At 40.0% G+C, this 22336-nt stretch carries 20 protein-coding genes and 1 tRNA gene; 12 read left to right on the top strand and 9 right to left on the bottom strand.

Annotation, left to right across the window (positions count from 1 at the left end; all coding sequences use genetic code 11):
* The first annotated feature begins 78 nt into the window (after positions 1-78).
* The 6 genes from rlmKL to rmf all read left to right on the top strand — a co-directional run bounded on the left by rlmKL (position 79) and on the right by rmf (position 8138).
* Positions 79-2187 (top strand): bifunctional 23S rRNA (guanine(2069)-N(7))-methyltransferase RlmK/23S rRNA (guanine(2445)-N(2))-methyltransferase RlmL, encoded by a 2109-nt coding sequence (gene rlmKL, locus M0M83_RS07065; protein ID WP_125892663.1) that lies wholly within the window; start codon positions 79-81, stop codon positions 2185-2187.
* A gap of 11 nt (positions 2188-2198) precedes the next feature.
* Positions 2199-4109: an ABC transporter ATP-binding protein gene (locus M0M83_RS07070; protein ID WP_213914474.1), complete on the top strand. Its 1911-nt coding sequence runs from the start codon at positions 2199-2201 to the stop codon at positions 4107-4109.
* 27 nt (positions 4110-4136) lie between these two features.
* Positions 4137-5411, top strand: a complete 1275-nt coding sequence (pqiA, locus tag M0M83_RS07075) for a membrane integrity-associated transporter subunit PqiA (RefSeq protein ID WP_213914473.1) — start codon at positions 4137-4139, stop codon at positions 5409-5411.
* Positions 5408-7057, top strand: a complete 1650-nt coding sequence (gene pqiB, locus M0M83_RS07080; RefSeq protein WP_125892669.1) for an intermembrane transport protein PqiB — start codon at positions 5408-5410, stop codon at positions 7055-7057. The genes pqiA and pqiB overlap by 4 nt, the downstream gene beginning before the upstream one ends.
* Positions 7057-7611 (top strand): membrane integrity-associated transporter subunit PqiC, encoded by a 555-nt coding sequence (pqiC, locus tag M0M83_RS07085; RefSeq protein WP_125892671.1) that lies wholly within the window; start codon positions 7057-7059, stop codon positions 7609-7611. The genes pqiB and pqiC overlap by 1 nt, the downstream gene beginning before the upstream one ends.
* Positions 7612-7967: 356 nt before the next feature.
* Complete coding sequence (gene rmf, locus M0M83_RS07090; RefSeq protein WP_004256131.1) at positions 7968-8138, top strand: ribosome modulation factor; 171 nt, start codon at positions 7968-7970, stop codon at positions 8136-8138.
* Positions 8139-8268: 130 nt separating this feature from the next.
* Here the strand turns inward: rmf and fabA are convergent, their stop codons facing one another.
* The 3 genes from fabA to M0M83_RS07105 all read right to left on the bottom strand — a co-directional run bounded on the left by fabA (position 8269) and on the right by M0M83_RS07105 (position 11005).
* The gene (gene fabA / locus M0M83_RS07095; protein WP_004909641.1) at positions 8269-8787 is read right to left on the bottom strand and encodes a bifunctional 3-hydroxydecanoyl-ACP dehydratase/trans-2-decenoyl-ACP isomerase; all 519 of its coding nucleotides are present in this window, start codon (positions 8785-8787) and stop codon (positions 8269-8271) included.
* 96 nt (positions 8788-8883) lie between these two features.
* Positions 8884-10620, bottom strand: a complete 1737-nt coding sequence (locus M0M83_RS07100; RefSeq protein WP_213914472.1) for an AAA family ATPase — start codon at positions 10618-10620, stop codon at positions 8884-8886.
* A gap of 208 nt (positions 10621-10828) precedes the next feature.
* Entirely contained in the window at positions 10829-11005 is a 177-nt protein-coding gene (locus M0M83_RS07105; RefSeq protein ID WP_004909646.1) for a GhoT/OrtT family toxin, read from the bottom strand.
* 173 nt (positions 11006-11178) lie between these two features.
* Here M0M83_RS07105 and matP point away from each other — a divergent pair, with 173 nt between their 5' ends.
* A complete protein-coding gene (gene matP / locus M0M83_RS07110; RefSeq protein ID WP_248468022.1) occupies positions 11179-11646 on the top strand; it encodes a macrodomain Ter protein MatP in 468 nt (155 codons plus the stop codon).
* A gap of 185 nt (positions 11647-11831) precedes the next feature.
* Here the strand turns inward: matP and ompA are convergent, their stop codons facing one another.
* Both ompA and sulA read right to left on the bottom strand, forming a co-directional pair.
* A complete protein-coding gene (gene ompA / locus M0M83_RS07115) occupies positions 11832-12890 on the bottom strand; it encodes a porin OmpA (protein WP_125892677.1) in 1059 nt (352 codons plus the stop codon).
* A gap of 355 nt (positions 12891-13245) precedes the next feature.
* Positions 13246-13767, bottom strand: a complete 522-nt coding sequence (gene sulA / locus M0M83_RS07120) for an SOS-induced cell division inhibitor SulA (RefSeq protein ID WP_248468024.1) — start codon at positions 13765-13767, stop codon at positions 13246-13248.
* A 231-nt stretch (positions 13768-13998) separates the two neighbouring features.
* Between sulA and M0M83_RS07125 the strand changes: the two genes are divergently transcribed.
* Entirely contained in the window at positions 13999-14613 is a 615-nt protein-coding gene (locus tag M0M83_RS07125; RefSeq protein ID WP_125892681.1) for a TfoX/Sxy family DNA transformation protein, read from the top strand.
* A gap of 102 nt (positions 14614-14715) precedes the next feature.
* On the opposite strand, the gene yccS is transcribed toward M0M83_RS07125, so the two are convergent.
* Positions 14716-16866 (bottom strand): YccS family putative transporter, encoded by a 2151-nt coding sequence (gene yccS, locus M0M83_RS07130; protein WP_125892683.1) that lies wholly within the window; start codon positions 16864-16866, stop codon positions 14716-14718.
* 123 nt (positions 16867-16989) lie between these two features.
* Between yccS and helD the strand changes: the two genes are divergently transcribed.
* Positions 16990-19044, top strand: coding sequence for a DNA helicase IV (gene helD / locus M0M83_RS07135; RefSeq protein WP_248468026.1), 2055 nt, complete (start codon positions 16990-16992; stop codon positions 19042-19044).
* A 70-nt stretch (positions 19045-19114) separates the two neighbouring features.
* On the opposite strand, the gene M0M83_RS07140 is transcribed toward helD, so the two are convergent.
* Positions 19115-19573: a methylglyoxal synthase gene (locus tag M0M83_RS07140; protein ID WP_125892687.1), complete on the bottom strand. Its 459-nt coding sequence runs from the start codon at positions 19571-19573 to the stop codon at positions 19115-19117.
* 114 nt (positions 19574-19687) lie between these two features.
* On the opposite strand from M0M83_RS07140, the gene M0M83_RS07145 reads away from it, so the two are divergent.
* A complete protein-coding gene (locus M0M83_RS07145) occupies positions 19688-20101 on the top strand; it encodes a CoA-binding protein (RefSeq protein WP_248468028.1) in 414 nt (137 codons plus the stop codon).
* A gap of 83 nt (positions 20102-20184) precedes the next feature.
* Here the strand turns inward: M0M83_RS07145 and hspQ are convergent, their stop codons facing one another.
* Positions 20185-20505, bottom strand: a complete 321-nt coding sequence (hspQ, locus tag M0M83_RS07150) for a heat shock protein HspQ (RefSeq protein ID WP_004256095.1) — start codon at positions 20503-20505, stop codon at positions 20185-20187.
* A gap of 219 nt (positions 20506-20724) precedes the next feature.
* Between hspQ and M0M83_RS07155 the strand changes: the two genes are divergently transcribed.
* Positions 20725-21003 carry an acylphosphatase gene (locus M0M83_RS07155; RefSeq protein WP_185746919.1) on the top strand — a complete coding sequence of 93 codons (279 nt, stop codon included), beginning with the start codon at positions 20725-20727 and terminating at the stop codon, positions 21001-21003.
* A 7-nt stretch (positions 21004-21010) separates the two neighbouring features.
* Here M0M83_RS07155 and M0M83_RS07160 read toward each other — a convergent pair whose 3' ends face one another.
* The gene (locus M0M83_RS07160; protein ID WP_125892692.1) at positions 21011-21340 is read right to left on the bottom strand and encodes a TusE/DsrC/DsvC family sulfur relay protein; all 330 of its coding nucleotides are present in this window, start codon (positions 21338-21340) and stop codon (positions 21011-21013) included.
* A 183-nt stretch (positions 21341-21523) separates the two neighbouring features.
* Between M0M83_RS07160 and M0M83_RS07165 the strand changes: the two genes are divergently transcribed.
* Positions 21524-21611, top strand: a tRNA-Ser gene (locus M0M83_RS07165).
* Positions 21612-22336 lie beyond the last annotated feature (725 nt).

Raw genomic sequence — 22336 nt, forward strand, 5'->3', positions numbered from 1 at the left:
GCGTAGCAACTTTATGACAACTGCATAAGATTAGCTATAATGCGCAACAATTTTTCATCCAAATTGGTAATAAATACTATGAATTCTCTGTTTGCCAGCACAGCTCGCGGCCTTGAAGAACTACTGAAAACGGAATTAGAATCGCTTGGCGCTAGCCAATGCAAAGTGGCCCAAGGGGGTGTCTATTTTCAGGCCGACGAACGTGTGATGTATCAAAGCCTACTGTGGAGTCGGCTGGCATCGCGTATTTTATTGCCACTGAATGATTTTGATGTCTACAGTGACCTAGATTTGTACCTCGGTGTACAAGCTATCGACTGGAGTGAGATTTTTTCAGTCAATGATACCTTTGTTGTTCATTTTACGGGGACTAACGAAGAAATTCGCAATAGCCAATACGGCGCATTGAAAGTGAAAGATGCTATCGTAGACAGCTTTGTACGCAAGCTTGACCAGCGGCCTGATGTGGCTCGCCAGCAAGCGGATATTCGTATTAACGTCTATCTGAATAAAGAGAAAGCCAGTGTGGCTCTCGATTTGAGTGGTGATTCATTACATATTCGTGGCTACCGTGATTTGGCAGGCCAAGCCCCCTTAAAAGAGACACTGGCAGCAGCAATTATTAACCGTTCAGGTTGGCAGCAAGGAACTCCCTTGGTCGACCCGATGTGTGGTTCAGGAACATTGTTAATTGAAGCCGCAATGATGGCAACGGATAAAGCCCCCGGCTTACACCGTACTCATTGGGGGTTTTATGCATGGTCTAAATTTAACGCGGAACTTTGGCGTGAATTAACCACGGAAGCGCAAGTGCGTTTCCGCCAAGGTTTGAAAGAGACGACATCGCGCTTTTATGGTTTTGATATCGATAAGCGTGTACTTGAAATGGCTCGTGCGAACGCACGCCGGGCAGGGTTACAAGATTTAATCACCTTTAAGCAAGGTGATGCCGCTGCATTGGAAAACCCAGTTAAGGTCGATACGTTAGGCACAATCATTAGCAACCCCCCGTATGGTGAGCGTTTAGAAAGTGAGCCTGCTTTAATTGCGCTACATAGTCAGTTAGGGCGGATCGTGAAGGCCCGCTTCCCTGGTTGGCGTTTATCGATTTTTAGTGCTTCTCCCGAGCTACTCAGCTGCTTGCAACTGCGTTCAGAGCGTGAGTTTAAAGCCAAAAACGGCCCTTTAGATTGCGTTCAAAAGAATTATCAATTAGCGGCTACACCGTCAGAGACCATCGCGGAGATTTCACCTGATTTTGCAAATCGCTTACGTAAAAATATCAAGAAATTAAGTAAATGGGCAAAGCAGCAAGGGATCGATTGCTACCGTGTTTATGATGCCGACCTACCTGAATACAATGTTGCGGTTGATATTTATGGCGATAAGGTGGTGATCCAAGAATATGCACCGCCAAAAACCGTTGATGAACGCAAAGCTCGTCAACGCCTGTTTGATGTGATCACTGCAACAATGAATGTGCTAGAACTGACATCGAATCAGCTAGTGTTAAAAACGCGCCAGCGCCAAAAAGGCAAGCAGCAGTATGAGAAATTAGCGCAAAAAGACGATTTCTTTTTAGTGCAAGAATACAATGCGAAAATGTTGGTGAATTTGACGGACTATCTGGATACGGGGTTATTTCTTGACCATCGTATTGCCCGTAAAATGTTAGGCCAGATGAGTAAAGATGCAGATTTCTTAAATTTGTTCTGTTACACCGGTACCGCGACTGTACATGCGGGGCTTGGTGGCGCGAAAAGTACCACTTCCGTTGATATGTCACGTACTTATCTTGAGTGGGCTGAAAAAAATCTACAAGCGAACGGACTTACAGGTCGCCAGCACCGTTTAATTCAAGCGGACTGCTTGAGTTGGCTAGCGAATAGCCGGGAACAATTTGATGTGATCTTTATTGATCCCCCAACATTCTCAAATTCAAAACGCATGGATGGTACGTTTGATGTGCAACGGGATCATATCCAATTGATTACCCACCTAAAGCGGTTATTACGCCGTGGTGGAACCGTAATGTTTTCTAATAACAAACGTGGTTTCAAAATGGATCTTGAAGCAATTAAAGAATTAGGTTTACAAGCGCAAGAAATCACAGCGAAAACACTGTCAGAAGATTTTGCTCGTAACCGTCAAATACATAACTGCTGGCTAATTAGCCACGCAGAGTAAGGATAGAATCAATGGCTTTAATTAATTTGTCGGGTGCATACCTTTCGTTTAGTGATGCCCCATTACTGGATAATACCGAAATTCATATCGAAGATAACGAACGTGTATGTTTGGTTGGCCGCAATGGTGCAGGTAAATCAACGTTAATGCGTGTGTTAACGAAAGAACAGCCGTTGGATGATGGCCAATTGGTTTATGAGCAAGATTTAGTTGTTGCACGCTTGCAGCAAGACCCTCCGCGTAATATTGAAGGCACTATTTTTGATTTTGTGGCTGAAGGTGTTGCAGAACAAGCTCAGTACCTCAAAGATTATCACCATGTTGCGAAAGAGGTCGAAACCGACCCGAGTGAAAAAAATCTAAATAAATTGGCTGAATTGCAAGAGGTGTTAGATAACCGTAATTTATGGTTATTAGATTCTCGTATCAGTGATGTGCTGAAAAAACTCGGTTTACCTGCAGATGCAGAACTGTCTTCATTATCAGGTGGTTGGCTACGTAAAGCGGCTTTGGGCCGTGCGTTAGTGAGTAACCCGCGAGTACTCTTTTTAGATGAGCCAACCAACCACTTAGATATAGAAACAATTCTTTGGCTGGAAAATTTCCTAAAAGATTTCCAAGGTAGCATCGTATTTATTTCCCATGACCGTTCATTTATCCGTAATATGGCAACCCGTATTATTGATTTAGACCGTGGGAAATTAGCATCTTGGCCGGGTAATTATGATGACTACTTGGTGAATAAAGAAGAAGCTTTGCGTGTTGAAGAGATGCAAAATGCGGAATTTGACCGCAAATTAGCCCAAGAAGAGACGTGGATCCGCCAAGGTATTAAAGCGCGACGTACTCGTAACGAAGGGCGTGTTCGTGCGTTAAAAGCCCTACGGGTAGAGCGTTCACAGCGTCGTGAAGTGATGGGCACAGCGAAAATGCAAGTGGGTGAAGCCGCCCGTTCTGGCAAAATTGTATTTGAAATGGAAAATGTGAATTACCAGATTGATAATAAAGTACTGGTAAAAGATTTTTCAGCTCAAGTATTACGTGGCGATAAAATCGCGCTAGTTGGGCCAAACGGTTGTGGTAAAACAACATTATTGCGTTTGATGTTGGGGGATTTGCAAGCAGATAGCGGACGAGTGCATTGTGGGACTAAGTTGGAAGTTGCTTATTTCGACCAGCACCGCGCAGCATTGGACCCAGATAAAACCGTGATGGATAATTTAGCGGAAGGTAAACAAGAAGTCATGGTGAATGGTAAGCCACGCCATGTTCTCGGCTATTTGCAAGACTTTATGTTCCCGCCAAAACGTGCAATGACACCGGTTAGGGCACTTTCTGGAGGTGAGCGTAATCGGTTATTGCTTGCGCGTTTATTCCTAAAACCAAGTAACTTATTGATCCTCGATGAACCGACTAACGACCTTGATGTCGAAACTTTAGAGTTACTTGAAGAATTAGTTGATGGTTACCAAGGAACGGTTTTATTGGTTAGCCATGACCGAGAGTTTGTCGATAACAGCGTGACGGAATGCTGGATCTTTGAAGGTAATGGCGTGATTAACCGTTTTGCTGGCGGGTATTACGATGCTCAACAGCAAAGAGCACAAACCGTGAGTTTGAAAGCAGAACAAACAGGTAAAGTGGCTGGCCAAGATAAACCAACGAAACCGAAAGAAGCGGTAAAGCGGTCAAATAAGCTCAGTTATAATTTATTACGTGAATTGGAACAGTTGCCAGCAAAATTGGAACAACTTGAAAGTGATATTGAAGCACTACAAGCTCAAGTTGGCGATGCAGATTTTTTCAACCAACCGCATGATGTAACAGAAAAAACGCTGACTCAGCTATCTGCAAAAGAAGCTGAATTAGAGCAAGCGTTTGACCGTTGGCAAGAGCTTGAATTACTGAAAAACGGCGAATGACGCTTTAATTAAAGGAGCAAATACACTTTGTGCAACCATGAGTCTCATGAACATGTGCTTTGTCCTCAGTGTGACATGTTGGTTGCAGTTCCTGAATTGGAACAAGGGAGCAAAGCAACGTGTCCACGCTGCGAAACCACATTGGTCTCAAAGTGGCGATATCCGTATAAGCAGCCAGCAGCATATGCATTTAGTGCATTAATTATGCTATTTATTGCCTGCTTATTTCCCTTTGTTAAGATGGGCGCCGCAGGGATTGAAAATGAAATATCGTTATTCCAAATAATTGAAATTATAGCTACCACGCGCTATAGCGGTTTGGCGCTATTTTTTCTGTTTTTTTCATTGGTTATTCCTGCATTTTGTATGGTCACAATCATCCTTTTAGGGGTGCAGGTTCATATTCCTAAAAATATTAAAGTGGTGATCACCCGTATTTTGTTCCAAATGAAAACGTGGTGCATGGCTGAGATTTTTCTAGCGGGGGTCTTAGTCAGTTTTGTTAAATTGATAGCTTACGGCGATATTGGTATCGGGTTAAGCTTTTTACCTTATTGCGCGTATTGCATGCTGCAAGTAAGGGCTTTCCAATGCTTAGACCGCCATTGGCTATGGAACCGAATTGAAGCTGCGCCGAAATTAGATAGGCCGTTAATTGTCGGCCAGACGGGGATTAAGCAAGATGTACGCTTATGTCTTGTGTGTACGGCAATTTTACCGGCTGAACAATCAAAATGCCCACGCTGCCACTCACATGGTAGTGTACGTAAAAAACAAAGTTTACAATGGACTTTGGCTCTTTTAATGACATCAATTATGTTGTATATCCCTGCGAATGTGTTGCCGATGATGACCACAAACACGTTAGGTACAGCATTAAATTCGACTATTATTGATGGCGTCATTTTACTGTGGGAAGACGGGTCATATCCTGTTGCTATGGTGATTTTTGTTGCCAGTATTATGGTGCCTACATTGAAAATGATAGGAATTGCATGGCTTTGCCTAGATTCCAAAGGGTATGGTAATCGGGACCCGCATCGTATGCATTTTATTTATGAGCTGGTGGAGTATGTTGGCCGTTGGTCAATGATAGATGTGTTTGTTATCACCATTTTAGCCTCTTTGGTTCAAATGGGGCAATTGATGAATATTGTCCCTGCGATGGGGATTATTTTCTTTGGTGTGGTTGTTATTCTCACAATGTTTGCAGCGATGACCTTTGACCCCAGATTAACTTGGGATCGCTGTGAAAGAAGAAATGCAGTAAATACTGTTGAACAAGAAGGAGTCATCGGGTGACTGATAAAGAAACACCACAGGCCAATGCCAAAATTAGTAAGTTAAAAAGTTGGTCGCCTGTATGGGTGATCCCAATAGTGACAGTCTTGCTTGGCGCTTGGGTCTTATTTTACCATTTTAGCAACCAAGGCCCTGAAGTGACATTAATCACTTACAATGCTGAAGGAATAGAAGCAGGTAAAACCAAAATTAAAAGCCGTAGCGTCGATATTGGCGTTGTGGAAAGTGTGACGCTTGATGACAATTTTAGTCGAGTGGTCATTAAAGCGCGTTTGAACAATGAAATGAAAGAATTACTGCGTACTGATTCTGCGTTTTGGATTGTAAAACCAACAATTGGGCGTGATGGCGTTACTGGGCTAGGTACATTACTTTCAGGTGCTTACATTGAGCTTCAACCGGGCTTAGCGGCAAAAGAGCATTTCGAGTTTACCTTATTGGATACCCCACCTCTTGCATCACCTGATGCTAAGGGAATTCGTGTTGTATTGGTGAGCGATAAGGCAGGACAATTAAATCCAGGTGACCCAGTGTTATTCCGTGGTTACCGGGTCGGTTCTGTTGAAACGAGCGACTTTGATATGGATAAACGCGATATGCGTTATCAATTATTTATCAATGCGCCTTATGACAAATTGATTAGTTCAAATGTACGTTTTTGGAAAGATAGCGGTATAGCTTTTGATATGTCATCCCAAGGCGTGCATGTTGAAATGGGCTCAATTGCGACATTATTGACCGGTGGTGTGAGTTTTGATGTTCCAACCGGGTGGGTTCCTGGTGCTAATGTGAAGGAAAATGCTGAATTCCAACTGTTTGACAACCAAAGCAGTATTCAAAATTCCTTGTATACACAGTATCAAGATTTTGTCTTATTCTTCTCAGACTCAGTGCGAGGCCTACAACCGGGCGCGCCGGTAGAGTTCCGTGGTATTCGTTTAGGTACTGTTGCACAAGTGCCTTTTTATACCGAAGGTTTAGACCAATCACTGGATAATGACTTTAGAATTCCTGTTTTGATCCACATTGAACCAGAACGTTTTTCTAAGGATGTCGGTAAGAACTTTAATTTAAAAAATGAATTAAATTTAGCTTTGAAAGATGGCTTAAGGGCATCACTAAAATCAGGGAATTTATTAACGGGCGCGTTATTTGTTGATCTGGATTTTGTGCAAAATGCAGAGCCTTATAAAGGCCCAACCGTGGTTGCCGGCTATAAAATTATCCCAACAACCAGTGCAGGTTTAGCGCAAATTCAACAAAAAGTCATTGCGGTGTTGGATAAAATTAACAATATGCCAATTGAACCGATGCTTAACCAAACGACACAAACATTGGCAGAAGGGCAGAAAGTTGTTAAAGAAGCTAATGCGATGTTGGCTCAACTCAACAAAGTTATGGCGAGTAAAGAGTTCCAAAATTTACCTCATGACTTGCAAAAAACACTGCAAGAAATGAACCGTGCAATGCAAGGTTTCCAACCTGGTTCTCCAGCTTATAATAAAATGGTGGATAACATGCAGCGTTTAGACCAAGTATTAAGAGAAGTTCAGCCGCTTCTACGTACTTTGAATAATAAGAGTAATGCGTTAGTTTTCGAAGCTGAGCCAACGAAGGATGTTGAGCCTAAAGGAGTGAAAAAATAATGAGATATTTACTATCAATATTTGTTTTATTATTGGCAGCTTGTAGCAGTACCCCAGAGAAAAAGTACTACCAACTGCCAATGAAAACTCCTCAGACACAATCTGCAGAGGTGATGAATAAAGGCCAAGTGTGGTTACAACGCATCATGTTATCAGATGTGCTGACATCAAATGGGATTACTTACCAAACGACAGATGTCAGTTATACCAATGCAAGTACGCATCTATGGGCGAGTCCTTTAGAACAACAGCTTGGTCAGTCGATGGTGAGTGAATTATCTGCAGCGTTACCTGAAAAACTCGTGTCTTTGCAGCCATTACAAAACTCACCGGATACACTTGATATTACTTTGACGGCCTTTAATGGGCGGTATGATGGTAAAGTATTAATCCAAGGCTTTTGGACTTACACTCATGATAAAAACGTGATCCGTCGTAATTTTGATGTACAGTTAGACCAAAATGAAGATGGCTACCCTGAGCTAGTTCGCACGTTATCAATGGGGTGGCAGCAAGTCGCTGAGAGTATTGCGAAAGAGATAGATAAATACTAATCATTGGTTATTACTTAAGTAATTTATATTAAATGCACCTTGAATATATGTGGTTTATATATTCAAAGTGCATTTTTAATTTCATTAAATATAGATATTATTTTTATTTATATATTAGTGAATAATAATTGATTTTGTTCTCTAATATTATGATAAATAAAAGAATGTTTTTATTTTCAAATCAAATCAATAGGTTGTGTTAATTGTCATATACAAGTCACATTTATGCCATTTATGACAAATATATGAAAATCTTTACTTGATTTTTTTTTCAACGGGCGCTATTTCTATAGTGTACCTATTAAAAATAGTAGGTACTGTTTTCTTTTCCATTTAAATGATGAGGGAAGTAAGGCATGAAAAGACAGAAGCGAGACCGTTTAGAAAGAGCTTTATCAAGAGGTTATCAAGCAGGTTTAGCAGGGCGCTCTAAAGAGTTGTGCCCATATCAAGCAGTAGATGCTCGGTCGCATTGGCTAGGTGGTTGGCGAAAGGCGATGGAGGATCGAACCATAGCGGTGGTGTAACCCCAATATTCTTTGAACGTTTAGCTTAAATAGCCTGAGCTTGTTTTCTTGCATATTTTTGGGTTTTTAAGCTGAAGGTATTCATTCATTTAAAAACCTCCGCCATTGCGGAGGTTTGCATTTCAAATATTTAGAATGCGCTGGTGTCTTTAAAAAGACCCACTTTTAAGTCTGTTGCAGTATAAATTAATTTACCATCAACTAAGACTTCACCGTCTGCTAACCCCATGATCAGTTTACGGTTGATCACGCGTTTAAAGCTGATGCGGTAAGTAACTTTTTTCGCGGTAGGGAGAACTTGGCCAGTAAATTTAACTTCGCCAACACCTAAAGCGCGCCCTTTACCTTCACCGCCGAGCCAGCCAAGGTAGAAGCCAACTAGCTGCCACATTGCATCGAGGCCTAAACAACCAGGCATGACAGGGTCGTTTGTAAAGTGACAGCCAAAGAACCAAAGGTCTGGATTAATATCCAATTCAGCTTCCACATAACCTTTGTTAAATGTACCGCCATCTTCAGTCATACTGACGATACGATCCATCATCAACATATTTCCAGATGGCAATGGAGGACCATTTTCTCCAAATAACTCACCTTTACCAGAAGCAATTAAATCATCTTTTGTGTAGGATCCGCGTTTCTCAACCATGTTCTTAAGATAGCCTTTATTAAGTGTAGGTCTACAGGATAGCTTACACTTGTACGCTGAACAACTCCGATCTGCTATTTTTTACGCAATCTTTACTTAACTTATCCATTTTAAGAACCAAGGAAGTCGGGCTTTATCAGGTGAGTTTGCTTGATTGATCCGTTCTTGAATTAAAGCTAACAGGTGTACATTTTCTTCTTCAGCTTGTTGTTCAAAGTAAGGTTGCTTAGTCAATATAGTAATGGCTTGGGCGACATGTTCAACAGGCCAAATGTGGAATTGACCTTCTTTTACGGCTTCAACGACAGCAGACTTGGTGCATAAATGGCGAACATTTGCCATCGGGATGATGACACCTTGGTTGCCAGTTAACCCACGTTTTTCACAGATATCAAAGAAACCTTCAATTTTCTCATTCACCCCACCAATAGGTTGGACATAGCCAAATTGGTCAACTGCACCCGTGATAGCAACTTGCTGGTCAATAGGTTGTAGTGATAATGCGCTAATTAAAGCGCACAGCTCTGCGAGTGATGCGCTATCACCATCAACTTCACCATAGGACTGCTCAAAGACGATAGAGGCGGAGAAAGGCTGAGGCTGCTCTAATTTTAGCTCGTAATTTAAATAGGCTTGCATGATCATCATGCCTTTGGCGTGGATATTCCCACCCAGCTCTGCTTTACGTTCTACATCCGTGAATTCACCGTCACCTAAATGTGCGACACAGGTAATACGGGATGGCTCACCAATAGCGTCAGGGTGCCCTGGATATTGTAAGACAGACAAGCCATTAACTTGGCCGATAACTTCGCCTTCAGTTTTAACGAAGATTTGTTCTTGCAAAATATCGTCCTGAGTACGTTCAGCAAGAAAACTGTGGCGCCATTGGCGGTTTTCATTTGCTTGCTTAAATGACTCTTGAGTCAGCAAATGGTTAACATGGTAGTGGCTGGCATCAACAAGAGAGCGAACTAACCAAAGAATATCAAGAGGAAGATTAAATTTATCTTCACAGTAACGAACAGCTTGTTGGATGAAAGGGACCCAGCCATCAGCAGAAATATGTGGTAATTTATTGGATTCAATAATGGATTTAACATAACGCATCCATAAACTCAATTGTTCTTCATCTTCGAAGAACATAATAGGCTCATATTCGCCATAAATTGCGCAGCTAAATAGTTCCGGTGATGTAAATTCAAACTCTTCTAAAGCTAATCGGTCACCAACAATAATGACTTTAAGTTCTAAAGGTTGTGGTTCAATTTCAATCGGTAAAGGCTGATTCTCAGAATAAGGTAACCATTCAAGTTGTTGACGGTTAACCATATTTTTTAGGCGAGCCCACATTAAAGGTTGGCTAATTAATGCGCTAGCTGCGATAACTAAGATCCCGCCATTAATTTGGTGAAGTAATCCTGGCACTAAATTCAATGAAGGGGTGACATAGCCAAATAATTGTTCGGGTTCTATCCAACTACGGTAAGCAATTTTTTCATGGGAAGAGAAACGGCTTTTAACACCACTTTTCCATTGAAAAAGACGGCTATCTTCAGATAATTGATAATCACCATCAATGGTATTTATCTCTGCCAGTAAGGGGGTAATTGCATTAGCATAAAGGCTAAGATACGCCTCACTGTCATCAGACTTGATAAACATGAAGCGAGTTTGGGCAAATTCATCAACGAAATGTTGTATGCCATCAGATAGCCTAGGCTGAATATCTGATAAAAGTATAGGGGGCAACGTTTCTGAAGATACAAATTTCGTCTGAAATGACGATAAGTTAGGAATTAGGCCTTGCCATGTTAGTTCTTGACTGATCACTATAATTATCTGCTATTAATAGGGTTATAAATAAAATGCCTGCCAATAAGCTGGGCGTATATGCCTGAATAAGGTTTATTTAATAAATTTGCTAAATAACATTGTTTGTTTTATAAACAAATTTCAGGCTCATTCATTACCCAATGGGCAAGCTTGCTATATTAGCCTTTGATAGGCAATCTTGCAGCAATAATTGTTGAATTATCGACTAGAATAACGAAAACATAAATACAATGGGTAGTGTCATCGGCCAAGTCAAGCCAATAAGTATGGCGCTCAGCAAGCGCATAAAGCAGTTAGGGTCTTTTGTTACGAGTAGGGTAAATAGCATTGCGCATACACCGCCAATCCCATAGATGACGAGTATGTATTCAAATGTGGACATGCAGTTTTATTAATTTGTTAACAGATAGGGGCGGATTGTACACTATTTTTACAAGAGGAGGTCATCTTCTTTATTGAAAGAGTGAATATTCCACTAAATCGAATATCTGCTTGAGTATTTTGTATATAATCTTGCTAATATAAAAATAGGTTCAATTTTCTTCAGGAAAAATTATGAAATATCAGCAGCTTGAAAATCTTGAATGTGGCTGGAAATGGGAATACCTCGTCAATAAAGCAAGGGGTGGCGAAGCAATTACCCGCTATATAGAAAGAAGTGCAGAAAAAGAAGCGATAGACTTGCTGCTAAAAATGGAAAATAGACCGGTTGATGTACTAAAGTGGATCTCTCTGCATATGAACCCAGAGCTTGATAACCGAATGAAACAGAGTATTCGGGCGAGGCGTAAGCGTCATTTTAATGCAGAACACCCACATACACGTAAGAAATCAATAGATTTAAACTTTTCGGTGTGGCAGCGTTTGTCTAACCTTGCCGTGAAGCGTAATAAGACGTTGTCTGAAACTATTATTCAGTTGATTGAAGACGCAGAACATAAAGATAAATATGAAAGCCAGATGAGCTCATTAAAACAAGATTTGCAAGCGATCCTTGGGACACCAAAGGAAACGGATAACTAAAGAAGATCAGTGATGATCATCACTGTAGCAAGTATCTAAGCAAGATACCGTTATTATAGAATTAAATCTTTTGAAGTGTATTTTTAAGCTGTACTGATTTTTTGTGATTTTTGATGATAAAAAAAACCCCAATATTAATTGGGGTTTTTTTATGTTTAGTTCGAAATTCAAACTAGGGCTAAGAATTAAGCACCTGGTTGAGTTACAACTTCAGTTGTACCTTGGATTTCGATTTCAACACGACGGTCTGGCGCTAAACACTCGATCAGAGCAGCACGGCCTTTAACATCGTCACATTTGTTACCAGTTACTGGATCTTCTTTACCACGGCCTTCTGCAGAGATTGCGCTAGCTGGAACGCCTTTAGCAACTAAGTAGTCAACTACAGACTGAGCACGTTTTTGTGACAGTGGTAAGTTGTAGTTTTGTGAACCGATACGGTCAGTGAAACCAACTACCAGTACGCGACCTTGAGTTGGGTCGATGCTGCTAAGTTCGTTGTACAGCTCATTCAGAGCTTCTTGACCTTCTGGTTTCAGGCTTGCTTTGTTGAAGTTAAACAGAACGTCTGAACGCAGAGTAAAGCGTTTGTTTTCAACAACTGGAGCTGGAGCAACAACTGGAGCTGGCGCAACAACTGGAGCATCAGCTTGACCGAAACGGTAAGCAACACCAACGCTCAGCATGCCGTTGTCTGGACGAGTACCGATGTTGTCTTTATCACCTAAGTTGCTAACCCATTGGTAGTCTAAACGAGTAGCCCACTCTGGAGTGATTGCGTACTCAAGACCCAGTGCGTATACAGGTGCAACGCCAGTGTCAGTTTCTTTGTAGTTACGTTGGTTCGCTTTAGCTTCTGTACGGTAAACCATACCACCTAAACGAGTGTAAACGTCTAAGTCATCCATGATTGGATAGCTTAATTTAGTAGTTAATGAAACACCCATAGATGTTAAGTCGCCTTTGTCAGCGCCTTTGTATTTCATTTTACCAAACCAGTCATAACCTAATTCGAAGCCCATATACTGGTTGTATTGGTAACCAGCAAATGCACCTGCGCCTAAAGTATCACGTTCGGTAGAACTACCTACTGAAGGGCCATCGTTAGGAGTGAATTTAGTGTCTTCATAGTGAGACCAACCTAATTTAGCACCGGTATACCAAGTGTTATCTTTTGGAGCTGCTTGTGCAACGGTTGCAAAAGCTGCTACTGCCACTGCTACTGCGATAGCTGTTTTTTTCATTTTTACGCCTCGTTATCATCCAATATTGGCTTGGCTTCGCTGAGCCTTATTATATGCCATTGGTTTAATTTACTTGCTAGGTTTCGCAGACATTATCTACAAAAAAATAAGAAAAGTAAAAAAATAATGCCATAAGCCGAACAAGCTAAAGTCTACAACGAACTTAAAAAGATACAAGTAGAGTGAGCAAAAATCGTTAAAAAAAGTGTTTTTTTAGTGTATAAATCAGAGAGATATGTATATTTTTAACAATGATTATATTTAATCTATCTGATTGATCTACAATACTTTTAATTTAACTTTAGAGACAAATATACCTAAAGGTTAAATTTAGTAAGAAAATTCTTAATCTTAGCTAGTGGTAATGATTTGAATGAATTTTTAAGTGGTTTGGCTGTCTTGCTTGTGTACTAATCATATTATACGTTTTCTGTGGACGCATAATTAAGCCAATAGAACAGCCTTCTTGAGCAGCATATTGCAAACGAATAAAATCTTGCTCGCTTATTTCCGGTAGCCACCCTAGAACCACGCTATAATTCCCACTTCTTAAGGCTTTTTCCATGGCATCAATCGTGGTGATATCTTCCATATGATTTAATTGCATAACTTTATTAGTGGGTATACCTGATTGTTCTAACCAGTGTTTACTGAGTTTTTTATTAGGGCTTAACCAGAGTAACCAGCGTGATTGGACCCCAAACTGGCGAAGCATGGGTAATAAAATGTAATCCATAATAGGGTGTTTTTCATCGTAAACAAGTTCGCTCACCATACCTTGTTGCATAGAGCTGTTAGTAAGCCCTGTCGCAGGGATTGACTGTGCGTAATTATTAAGAGAATGTTCTGTTGAGTTGTTCCAAGAATAGATGCTCATAATTTACCTCGTTACAATGCTGTATGAACATACAGTAACTGTATATCCATCCAATATCAAGACTATTTTTTCAAAGCGCTTCGCAACTTTGTTGTTTTTATCTGCATTCTTCTTGGCATTTTTTATGGATGCTCTCAAAATTGGTTATGCGTAATTATCTGTAAAAAAAGAAATTATAAAATTAATTTTCTCAAGGATGAAAATTAAGCATATCTAAAAAGGAGTTTAGTAATGTTGTCAAAAGATGAAAAATTTTTTTATTTGTCCCGTTTGTTAAGTCAATTTGGCGAATTAAAGCGCAAAAACCATTTTGGTGGGTTTTGTCTATTAGTCGATGATGCAATTGTGGGGTTAGTGCTTGATGGCGGCTTTTATTTGCGTGGCTGTTTAGTTGCGAGAAGCCATTTTGAATCCTTAGGGTTTAACCGGCTAGTTTATAGTAAAAAGGGTATTCCACTGGAAATGCGTTATTATCAACTTTCGGAACAAGTTTGGCATGACGAGGCTTTGTTTCTCCAATATATTGAGTTGGCGTACCGTTCAGCCATTGAAGAATTTAAACAAAAACAATCAATAACTATGCGAATAAAAGATTTACCTAATATGAATATGTCAGTTGAGCGCGCACTAGGGAAAATCGGTGTATCTCACGTTGATGATTTGCGTATGATGGGCGCAAAGGCTTGTTTTATGAAGCTAAAAAAGCATGGTAGGAATAACCCTAGTATTAAGTTACTCATAGGCTTAGCGGCTGCAATAGAAGGGTGTCATAGTGCGGTTTTACCAAAGGATATCAAGCAAGAGCTAATTACTTGGTATAATAGTTTTGAATTGACGTCAGCTTAAACTCGCGCAAAACCACGGTTATTATTAATATAGTTAATACTATAATATGCAATATAAGAATGAGCGGGTATTTAGAATTATAATACCCGCTCATCGGTATAATTATGATGCACTAATAGTTCGCATAATTTGTTTTATTTCAGGGACCAGCTCGAGCAATAATTTAGTTTGTTCCATGATTAGTAAAGTTTTTTCGTCATCACTGGTTGAAATGTTATCTATCCGCTGTAATAGACTGTGACGAAGTTTATCTGATTTTTCATCAATGACGAGCGGGTCAATGGTGGTGATTTGTAGCGATGATTCAACATAGCAAATAGCATCGTTGAGTAGTGAAAGGTTATCTTCATTTTGCATTTTTTCACGATGCGCGCCTAATGCAGATATATAGCTGAGTAAAGTGTGGTTTAAGCAGAGAAGGCGAAAAGCCTGTTCTTGAGTGATTCGATAAGACTTAGGATCCGATGCCATATTGGACACAATAGAAGCGAATTCAGCATCGTTATTATGTGCCTCTCTACGTGCAATTCGATACTCAAGGCGGTTGTCTTTACCTTGGTAATATTGTTGTAAAATAGCATCTAAATAACGGCAATTGCTATCCATAGTTTTTTGAATGACTTGGGGGAGTTGGCGGAATTTCCAGTCAGGCCAAATAAAGCTGACGGCAAGTAATGCAATAAAACAACCAATTAATGTGTCAATGATCCGTGGCAGTGCAACGTCAAACCCTTCTCCGAGTAGGTTAAAACAAAACAAGACGAGTAGTGTGATAAATAAGGTTGCTTGGGCATATTGGCTACTGCGAAACATAAAAAACAGTAAACCAGAAATAACAATTAGCGTGAGCTGGCCTTCCATTGAAGGGATTAAATTCAGCAAAGGTAAGCCAATGAGAATACCAACAATAGTGCCTATTATACGTAGAGCCAAACGGCGTTTAGTGGCGCTGTAGTTAGGTTGGCATACAAATAAGCTAGTGAGTAATATCCAATATCCTCTTTCCATATCAAATAGTTGGATAATGACATAGCCAGTACAAAGGAGAATTGACATTCTGACCGCATGGCGAAATAAAGAAGATTTCGGGGTTAAATGGTGTTTAACGCGTGAAATAATATCACGAATACCTGATAACGATTCGTCAGATAACTGTTCTATTTGTTTATTATTTTGCTGCCATGCACTTTGCTCAAGGCTCAGGCCTTTAAGTTGAACATCAATTCCTTTTAAGTTTTTAAGTAAGTTGTACAGCGCTTTAATTTCATGGAGCTCAGGCGATTGCTGCTTTAGAAGCTGTAGCGATTTTTCAATGTAAGCGAAAGTGCGCTCAAAACGAGGGTTATGTTGGTATTGTTTACGCCATAAAACAGATTGAGCAACTTGCTGGCAGGCTCTCGCTTGCATAGTTAATAGGCGTTGGAAACGAAATAAAATATCACAATGACGTAAAGTACGGCTAAGTTGTTGGTATTGTATGTGAGATGAACTTGCTCGTTCGTGAATATCTTGGGCAACAAAATAATAATGCAGTGAATTTCGGGTACCTTTTTGTCCTCGGTCTCCTTTTAACCGACTCAGTAATGCAATTTTTGCTTGGTTCATGGTGCTAACCAAGTGACTGTTTACTAGCGCTAAATCATAAACAGAGCGTTGGTAGTCATCTTCTAAGTCAGGGTCAAATAAGTTAGCTTTTGCATCTAAATAAGCTGAAAGTTGCTGATAGCATTGGGTTATTGCATCTTGTAGTGGCCTAACAGGAAATAAAATATGGCCAATCAAAGTTAAGATATTATACCAAATTGCCCCTGTGAGTAATAATGCAGGTTGTTGGTACCAAGTATCAAATATGGGTACACCGAGCATGGTATAAATAGCAATTAACAGTGCACCAAATGCGATGGTTGCGTATCTCTGCCCTAAAGCACCGAGAAGAATAAAACCACATGTGGAAAAGGCGAGACCAAAAAAGAAAAATAAAGGGTATGGAAACAGCAGTTCAATTGAAACGGATGCAATAAAAAAACAAAAAAGTGTAATAATTAAATTTTTTATTCTACCAGTTAGCCTATCATCTAAGTCAGTCAGTGCAGCAGCGACCACACCTAAAGTAAGTGGGATAGTGGTCTTAGGCTCTTGGTTTAACAACCATGGCACTAAGGTTGCGCCTGTCAGGGCTATAAAGATTCGGATATAATATAAAATATGGCTGTTATATAGCACACGACGATAACTGGTAAGCAGTGTTAACACAAAGTACCTCAAAGGTAAGACAAGCCCTAGTCTATATAGGATAGCTTGTTTGCAAGGAATAAAAAACCGTTTGGAATCAAGCCAACCGTATTTTTGTCATTGATTTTCTCAGGTGCAGGATGTATGGAACTGAAATCAACACAGATTGGAAAGCGTCTGGCTCAGCATCCCTACAATCGGGTTCGCTTACTCAACGCAGGTATTGAAGTGAGTGGTGAAAACCACCAATATCTTATCCCATTTAATGAACTCATTGATATCCGTTGTAAGAGAGGGATTGTTTGGGGGGAGTTAGAATTTGAAATAGTAAATGAACAAGTTGTTCGTTTACACGGTACTGAATGGAAGCAAACTCAGCGCTTTTACCATTATTTAAATGAAAAATGGCAACAGTGGAGCACTGAAATGAGCCTAGTCAGTGCTAGCGTATTGGCTGAATTAGTTCATTCGATTGAACAACTGACGCAACACGACCATTGGTTAACGTTGCGCCAATTGACTGAAATAAAAAATAAAATATCACAAAAATTCTCATCGCTACCTATGCCTTTGGCGCGCCTTTCATTATTTGAAAATTGTGTAGCACAATATCACGAGTGTCTGAATTGGCTGAATAGCGGTCAAGAATGTCGAAAACAAATTAACGATCACTGGTGTGAGTCTGTTTTAGTTCGTTATCACGACTTTTTCCAGCAAGTAGAAACATCACCACTCAATTATTCACAGTCCTTATCTGTGATTAATGGTGAGGATAATGTATTAGTGCTAGCAGGGGCTGGGAGTGGTAAAACATCCGTCCTCGTGGCTAGGGCTGGTTGGTTAATCTTGCGAGGCTTGGCAGAGCCAGAACAAATCCTATTGCTAGCTTTTGGTCGCAAAGCGGCAGATGAAATGAATGAGCGTATTCATTCACGACTACAACAAGATGACATTGAAGCAAAAACCTTCCATGCGCTTGCATTACACATTATCCGTGAGGGCAGTAAAAAATCGCCAGTAATTAGCGAGTTAGAAACTGATACTCAAAAACGGCAAACGCTATTATTAAATGAATGGCGAGAGCAGTGTTCAGCAAAGAAAGCGCAAGCAAAAGGCTGGCGAGAATGGCTTTCTGAAGAATTGCAGTGGGAAATTCCAGACGGTGAGTTTTGGAAAGACGAAAAAATTAGCAATAAAGTGGTTACTAGGTTAGACCGCTGGCTAAGCTTAATGCGTATGCATGGGGGTAGCCAGAAGGACATGATTGATAATGCGGAAGAAGAAATAAGGGGACTTTTCCAAAAGCGTATTCGTTTAATGGCGCCGTTATTGAAAGTGTGGAAAAGCGCATTGAAAGATGAAGGTGCAATTGATTTTTCTGGATTAATCCATCAGGCCATTAATATTTTAGAAAAAGGGCGTTTTATTAGCCCATGGAAACATATTTTAGTCGATGAGTTCCAAGATATTTCGCCTCTAAGAGCTAAATTATTGCAGGTACTACGACAGCAGAATAAGCAAACGACGTTATTTGCTGTTGGAGACGATTGGCAGGCTATCTATCGGTTTAGTGGTGCAGAATTAGACTTAACAACATCGTTTGAACATAACTTTGGTATTGGAGAACTTTGCGCTTTAGATACCACTTATCGTTTTAATGAACGTATTGGTGAGGTAGCTAACCAGTTTATTTTACAAAATCCTATGCAGCTAGATAAGCCATTGAATAGCTTAACTAAAGGGAATAAAAAATCGGTTGTTCTTCTTTGTGAGGATGCCTTTGAACGTTTATTGGACAAAATGAGCGGCTATGTGCTTGATGATGAAACGGTATTAGTGCTAGCCCGTTATCATTATTTAAAACCTGATATTTTAGATAAAGCTAAAACTCGTTGGCCAAAATTAAATATTCAGTTTATGACTATTCATGCATCAAAAGGGCAGCAAGCAGACCATGTGATCATTTGTGGTCTGAATAGCGGAAAGGATGGTTTCCCTGCGCCTGCACGCGAATCAATCATTGAACGAGCTTTATTGCCTAAACCAGAAGATTTTGATCACGCAGAAGAAAGACGTTTACTGTATGTCGCATTAACACGGGCTAAGCAGCAAGTTTGGTTACTCTATAACCCAGAAAAACCGTCAGAATTTGCGGATGAACTGAAACAATTGGGCGTTCCAAAGCAAAAGAAACCGTAAAGCGATATTATGACCTATGAAATGAGGAGCGATGAAGTGCTAGAACGTTCTGGCACTTCACATTGATAGATTAGTTAGTTCGTTTATTTAAATAGCTTTGATAATCAGGGATAACGACGTCTATCGTATTATCAAAATAGGGTGACGTGATTAAAAAATCAGCAGTTGCAGGGTTGGTCGCGACAGGAATATTCCAAACTGTAGCCAAACGTAGCAATGCTTTAACATCAGGGTCATGAGGTACAGCATTAAGAGGGTCCCAGAAGAAAATCAAGAGGTCGATTTTTTGTTCAGCGATCATTGAGCCTATTTGCTGGTCTCCCCCCATAGGGCCACTTAGCATACTCGTGACTGGCAACCCAGTGTGTTGGCTGATTAATTTGCCTGTAGTCCCTGTTGCGTATAAATTGTGAGCTTGAAGCCGTTCATTATTTGTCTTAGTCCAAGATAATAGTGAAGATTTACAATGGTCATGGGCAACCAAAGCAATATTTTTTGAGGCTGTAATTTTACGGGTTGTTGATTCCATTATATTCCCTTAAGTAAGATGCGAGATAGACATCTTTAAAAATTGAATGAGCAAAGATATACAACATATATCATAATGCTAATGAATAGTTTATAGGTTTTGGGAGATATTTTGATGAGAGATCAAGAAATTGCTGAAATTTTAAAGCGTGTTCGAACAATTGCTTTAGTGGGAGGGAGTGATAAGGTCAATAGGCCGAGTTATGAAGTCATGGAATATCTTTTACATCAAGGCTATACCGTTATTCCTGTGAGCCCTAAATTGGCAGGTCAAACCTTATTAGGGCAGCTTGTATATGAGAAGCTTAGTGATATACCCGAGCCAATAGATATGGTCGATGTGTTTCGTAATGCAGAAGCGGCTGTAGGAGTAGCCAGAGAAGCAGTTGAAGTGAAAGCTAAAGTTTTGTGGTTACAAAAAGGGGTGATTAGCGAAGAAGCCCAACAAATTGCTTTGCGCGCTGGTTTACAGTTTGTTATGGATAAATGTCCAAAACAAGAAATCCCAGCATTAGGTCTTGAAAAATAAATTGCTTTTAATACTAAAAAGTAAAGCAGCTAGCTAGCTGCTTTACGGTTGCGTTCATAAATAACACTATCAATATTTGAAGGTTAGTTGCGAAGGCGAGGTGCTTGCAACTGAGACCTTATGGATTCCGCTAGTTCATCCATTGAGGGTTGCTCTGGATGGTCTTCTACGGTTTCATAAGTAATTTGAGCTTCAGCCAAATAAGTATGAACAGCATCCCCATTGTCATCTTCCATAACAACATGATACCAAGGTAGATCGCGTAGTGTGCTGTTAGCGGCAATATCATCATCATGTGGTTGTTCGAGCGAATACTCAGCGTCTACATCGACAACGACGCCTAAGTAGCCGAGAAGTTTGTGCCGAACTTGTTGCCCGATTCCATATTTACTGGTGATCATCATAGCGACCTCCTAAAAGCCTTGCTTATACTTCAAACTATATATGGGCAGTGCTACGCGTTTTCAAGCTAAGATATAGACAATTATCAATAACGCAATACACTGTCTTTATACGTAACGATCAAAAGCAGTGCCTCATTTAGCAGATTATCTGTTCAATGAATAAAAAACAACTGTTAAAAGAAGGTATCAATACATTATGCTCTGACAATGGAGGCTCACATGATTACATCAGGTCGATATTTTTATATTTATGGTCGTGTTCAAGGGGTTGGGTTTCGTTACCAGACCTATCATTGGGCTAATCAGAATGGCATAAAAGGCTTTGTGTGTAACCGGGATGACGGCAGTGTTAAGCTAGCCGTTTATGGCTCAGAGCAAGATATTGAATTTGTTGATGAGTGGCTGAAAGCGGGTGGTCCCCCAGGCGCCAAAATAGACCATTTTTTCACCGAAAATTGGAAGGCAGAGCCAATAACGGACTTTAGTGTCCGCTATTAGTAAGAAATTAAATACATTTCACCGGTTTTGGCAGGCCAGCAAGTTTAGTGGCTTGTTTAGCTGGGCCTTTTGGAAATAGCCGGTATAAATAGCGGCTATTTCCTTTTTCTTCCCCAAACTGCTGGGAAACTGCTTTAACCAACATACGAATAGCCGGTGAGGTATTAAATTCCAAGTAGAAGTTCCTGACGAAACGGATAATTTCCAGGTGTTCATTGGTAATTTCAATATCTTCTTGCTGCGCGAGTAAAGGGATTAAATCTTCACTCCATTGTTGGCTATCAAGCAGGTAGCCTTGTGCATCTGTTTCTATTTCTTGATTATTAAAAACCAACATACTCTTATTCAACTCAAATAAAATTAGAACGTAAATTTAGCAAAAATTGGGATGTAACCCAAGTAAAGTCGTTAGAATGTCGATATTTTCATCTAACAGTATGAAGGCCGTATATTTTTAAAGCGAACGACCAAATTAGGGGTTTACATCCAATGAGAGGATGTTTATAGTGCACGTCATTGCGGAGGGGTGGCCGAGCGGCTGAAGGCAGCGGTCTTGAAAACCGCCGATGGGAAACCATCCGAGAGTTCGAATCTCTCCTCCTCCGCCATCTTCACTTCTAGTAACGTCTTCCAAAGTCTTTCAATCCCCTAAAGTTATAAAAACAAGCAATCAAGCATTCCAACTAAATTCCATTATTCCAACATCTACTAGCGTCTATTGAAAACTACCCCCTTTAGGTGGTACATATGGGGGGCATCAATGCCATTCAAAGGTTGGTTATTTAACATTAGAAAAAAATATCATGAACTCAAAGAGGCTGCTTAGACCTTCTACTGAATCTGCTGTTCATTTTAACGATCGTAATGATGGAACGATGGTATTTTTGAATGTCTTTTTTAATGCTTAGAGCAACGATTTCTTCACCGTCTTCATTTTCATGTTGCCATCTAAATGATATCCCAAACTTTTTATGAATAAGCATCTGTAATTAAACTTAAATAAATATTGCCTTCATGAGTCGATAAATAGGTAATATAAGCGACACAAGATTGTATTGGTTGCGTGGGAGTAAATTCTGGCTTAATTAAATTTGGATGCAGATGAAAATAATGATGACGTAATGTTGTTATATGATAATTTCGTTTAGTTGGAACTAATAATCGATATTTTTTTAATAAAGAAAATAATCGTTCATATCCAATAATTAATCGTTTTGTTTGAAAGTAAAGTGCAACGACGAACTCTTAATAGAGGATGAAAAATGTGCCAGATTTCACTAAACAGATAATAATATCTTCTGACTTCTCTTTTTATTAGATGTATCTTGTCGTT

Source organism: Providencia rettgeri (assembly GCF_023205015.1).
Lineage (GTDB): Bacteria > Pseudomonadota > Gammaproteobacteria > Enterobacterales > Enterobacteriaceae > Providencia > Providencia rettgeri_E.

Coding starts and splice junctions, on each gene's coding strand:
- rlmKL (WP_125892663.1), top strand. CDS start 79: ATGAATTCTCTGTTTGCCAGCACAGCTCGCGGCCTTGAAGAACTACTG.
- M0M83_RS07070 (WP_213914474.1), top strand. CDS start 2,199: ATGGCTTTAATTAATTTGTCGGGTGCATACCTTTCGTTTAGTGATGCC.
- pqiC (WP_125892671.1), top strand. CDS start 7,057: ATGAGATATTTACTATCAATATTTGTTTTATTATTGGCAGCTTGTAGC.
- rmf (WP_004256131.1), top strand. CDS start 7,968: ATGAAAAGACAGAAGCGAGACCGTTTAGAAAGAGCTTTATCAAGAGGT.
- fabA (WP_004909641.1), bottom strand. CDS start 8,787: ATGGTTGAGAAACGCGGATCCTACACAAAAGATGATTTAATTGCTTCT.
- M0M83_RS07105 (WP_004909646.1), bottom strand. CDS start 11,005: ATGTCCACATTTGAATACATACTCGTCATCTATGGGATTGGCGGTGTA.
- matP (WP_248468022.1), top strand. CDS start 11,179: ATGAAATATCAGCAGCTTGAAAATCTTGAATGTGGCTGGAAATGGGAA.
- ompA (WP_125892677.1), bottom strand. CDS start 12,890: ATGAAAAAAACAGCTATCGCAGTAGCAGTGGCAGTAGCAGCTTTTGCA.
- sulA (WP_248468024.1), bottom strand. CDS start 13,767: ATGAGCATCTATTCTTGGAACAACTCAACAGAACATTCTCTTAATAAT.
- M0M83_RS07125 (WP_125892681.1), top strand. CDS start 13,999: ATGTTGTCAAAAGATGAAAAATTTTTTTATTTGTCCCGTTTGTTAAGT.
- helD (WP_248468026.1), top strand. CDS start 16,990: ATGGAACTGAAATCAACACAGATTGGAAAGCGTCTGGCTCAGCATCCC.
- M0M83_RS07140 (WP_125892687.1), bottom strand. CDS start 19,573: ATGGAATCAACAACCCGTAAAATTACAGCCTCAAAAAATATTGCTTTG.
- M0M83_RS07145 (WP_248468028.1), top strand. CDS start 19,688: ATGAGAGATCAAGAAATTGCTGAAATTTTAAAGCGTGTTCGAACAATT.
- hspQ (WP_004256095.1), bottom strand. CDS start 20,505: ATGATGATCACCAGTAAATATGGAATCGGGCAACAAGTTCGGCACAAA.
- M0M83_RS07155 (WP_185746919.1), top strand. CDS start 20,725: ATGATTACATCAGGTCGATATTTTTATATTTATGGTCGTGTTCAAGGG.
- M0M83_RS07160 (WP_125892692.1), bottom strand. CDS start 21,340: ATGTTGGTTTTTAATAATCAAGAAATAGAAACAGATGCACAAGGCTAC.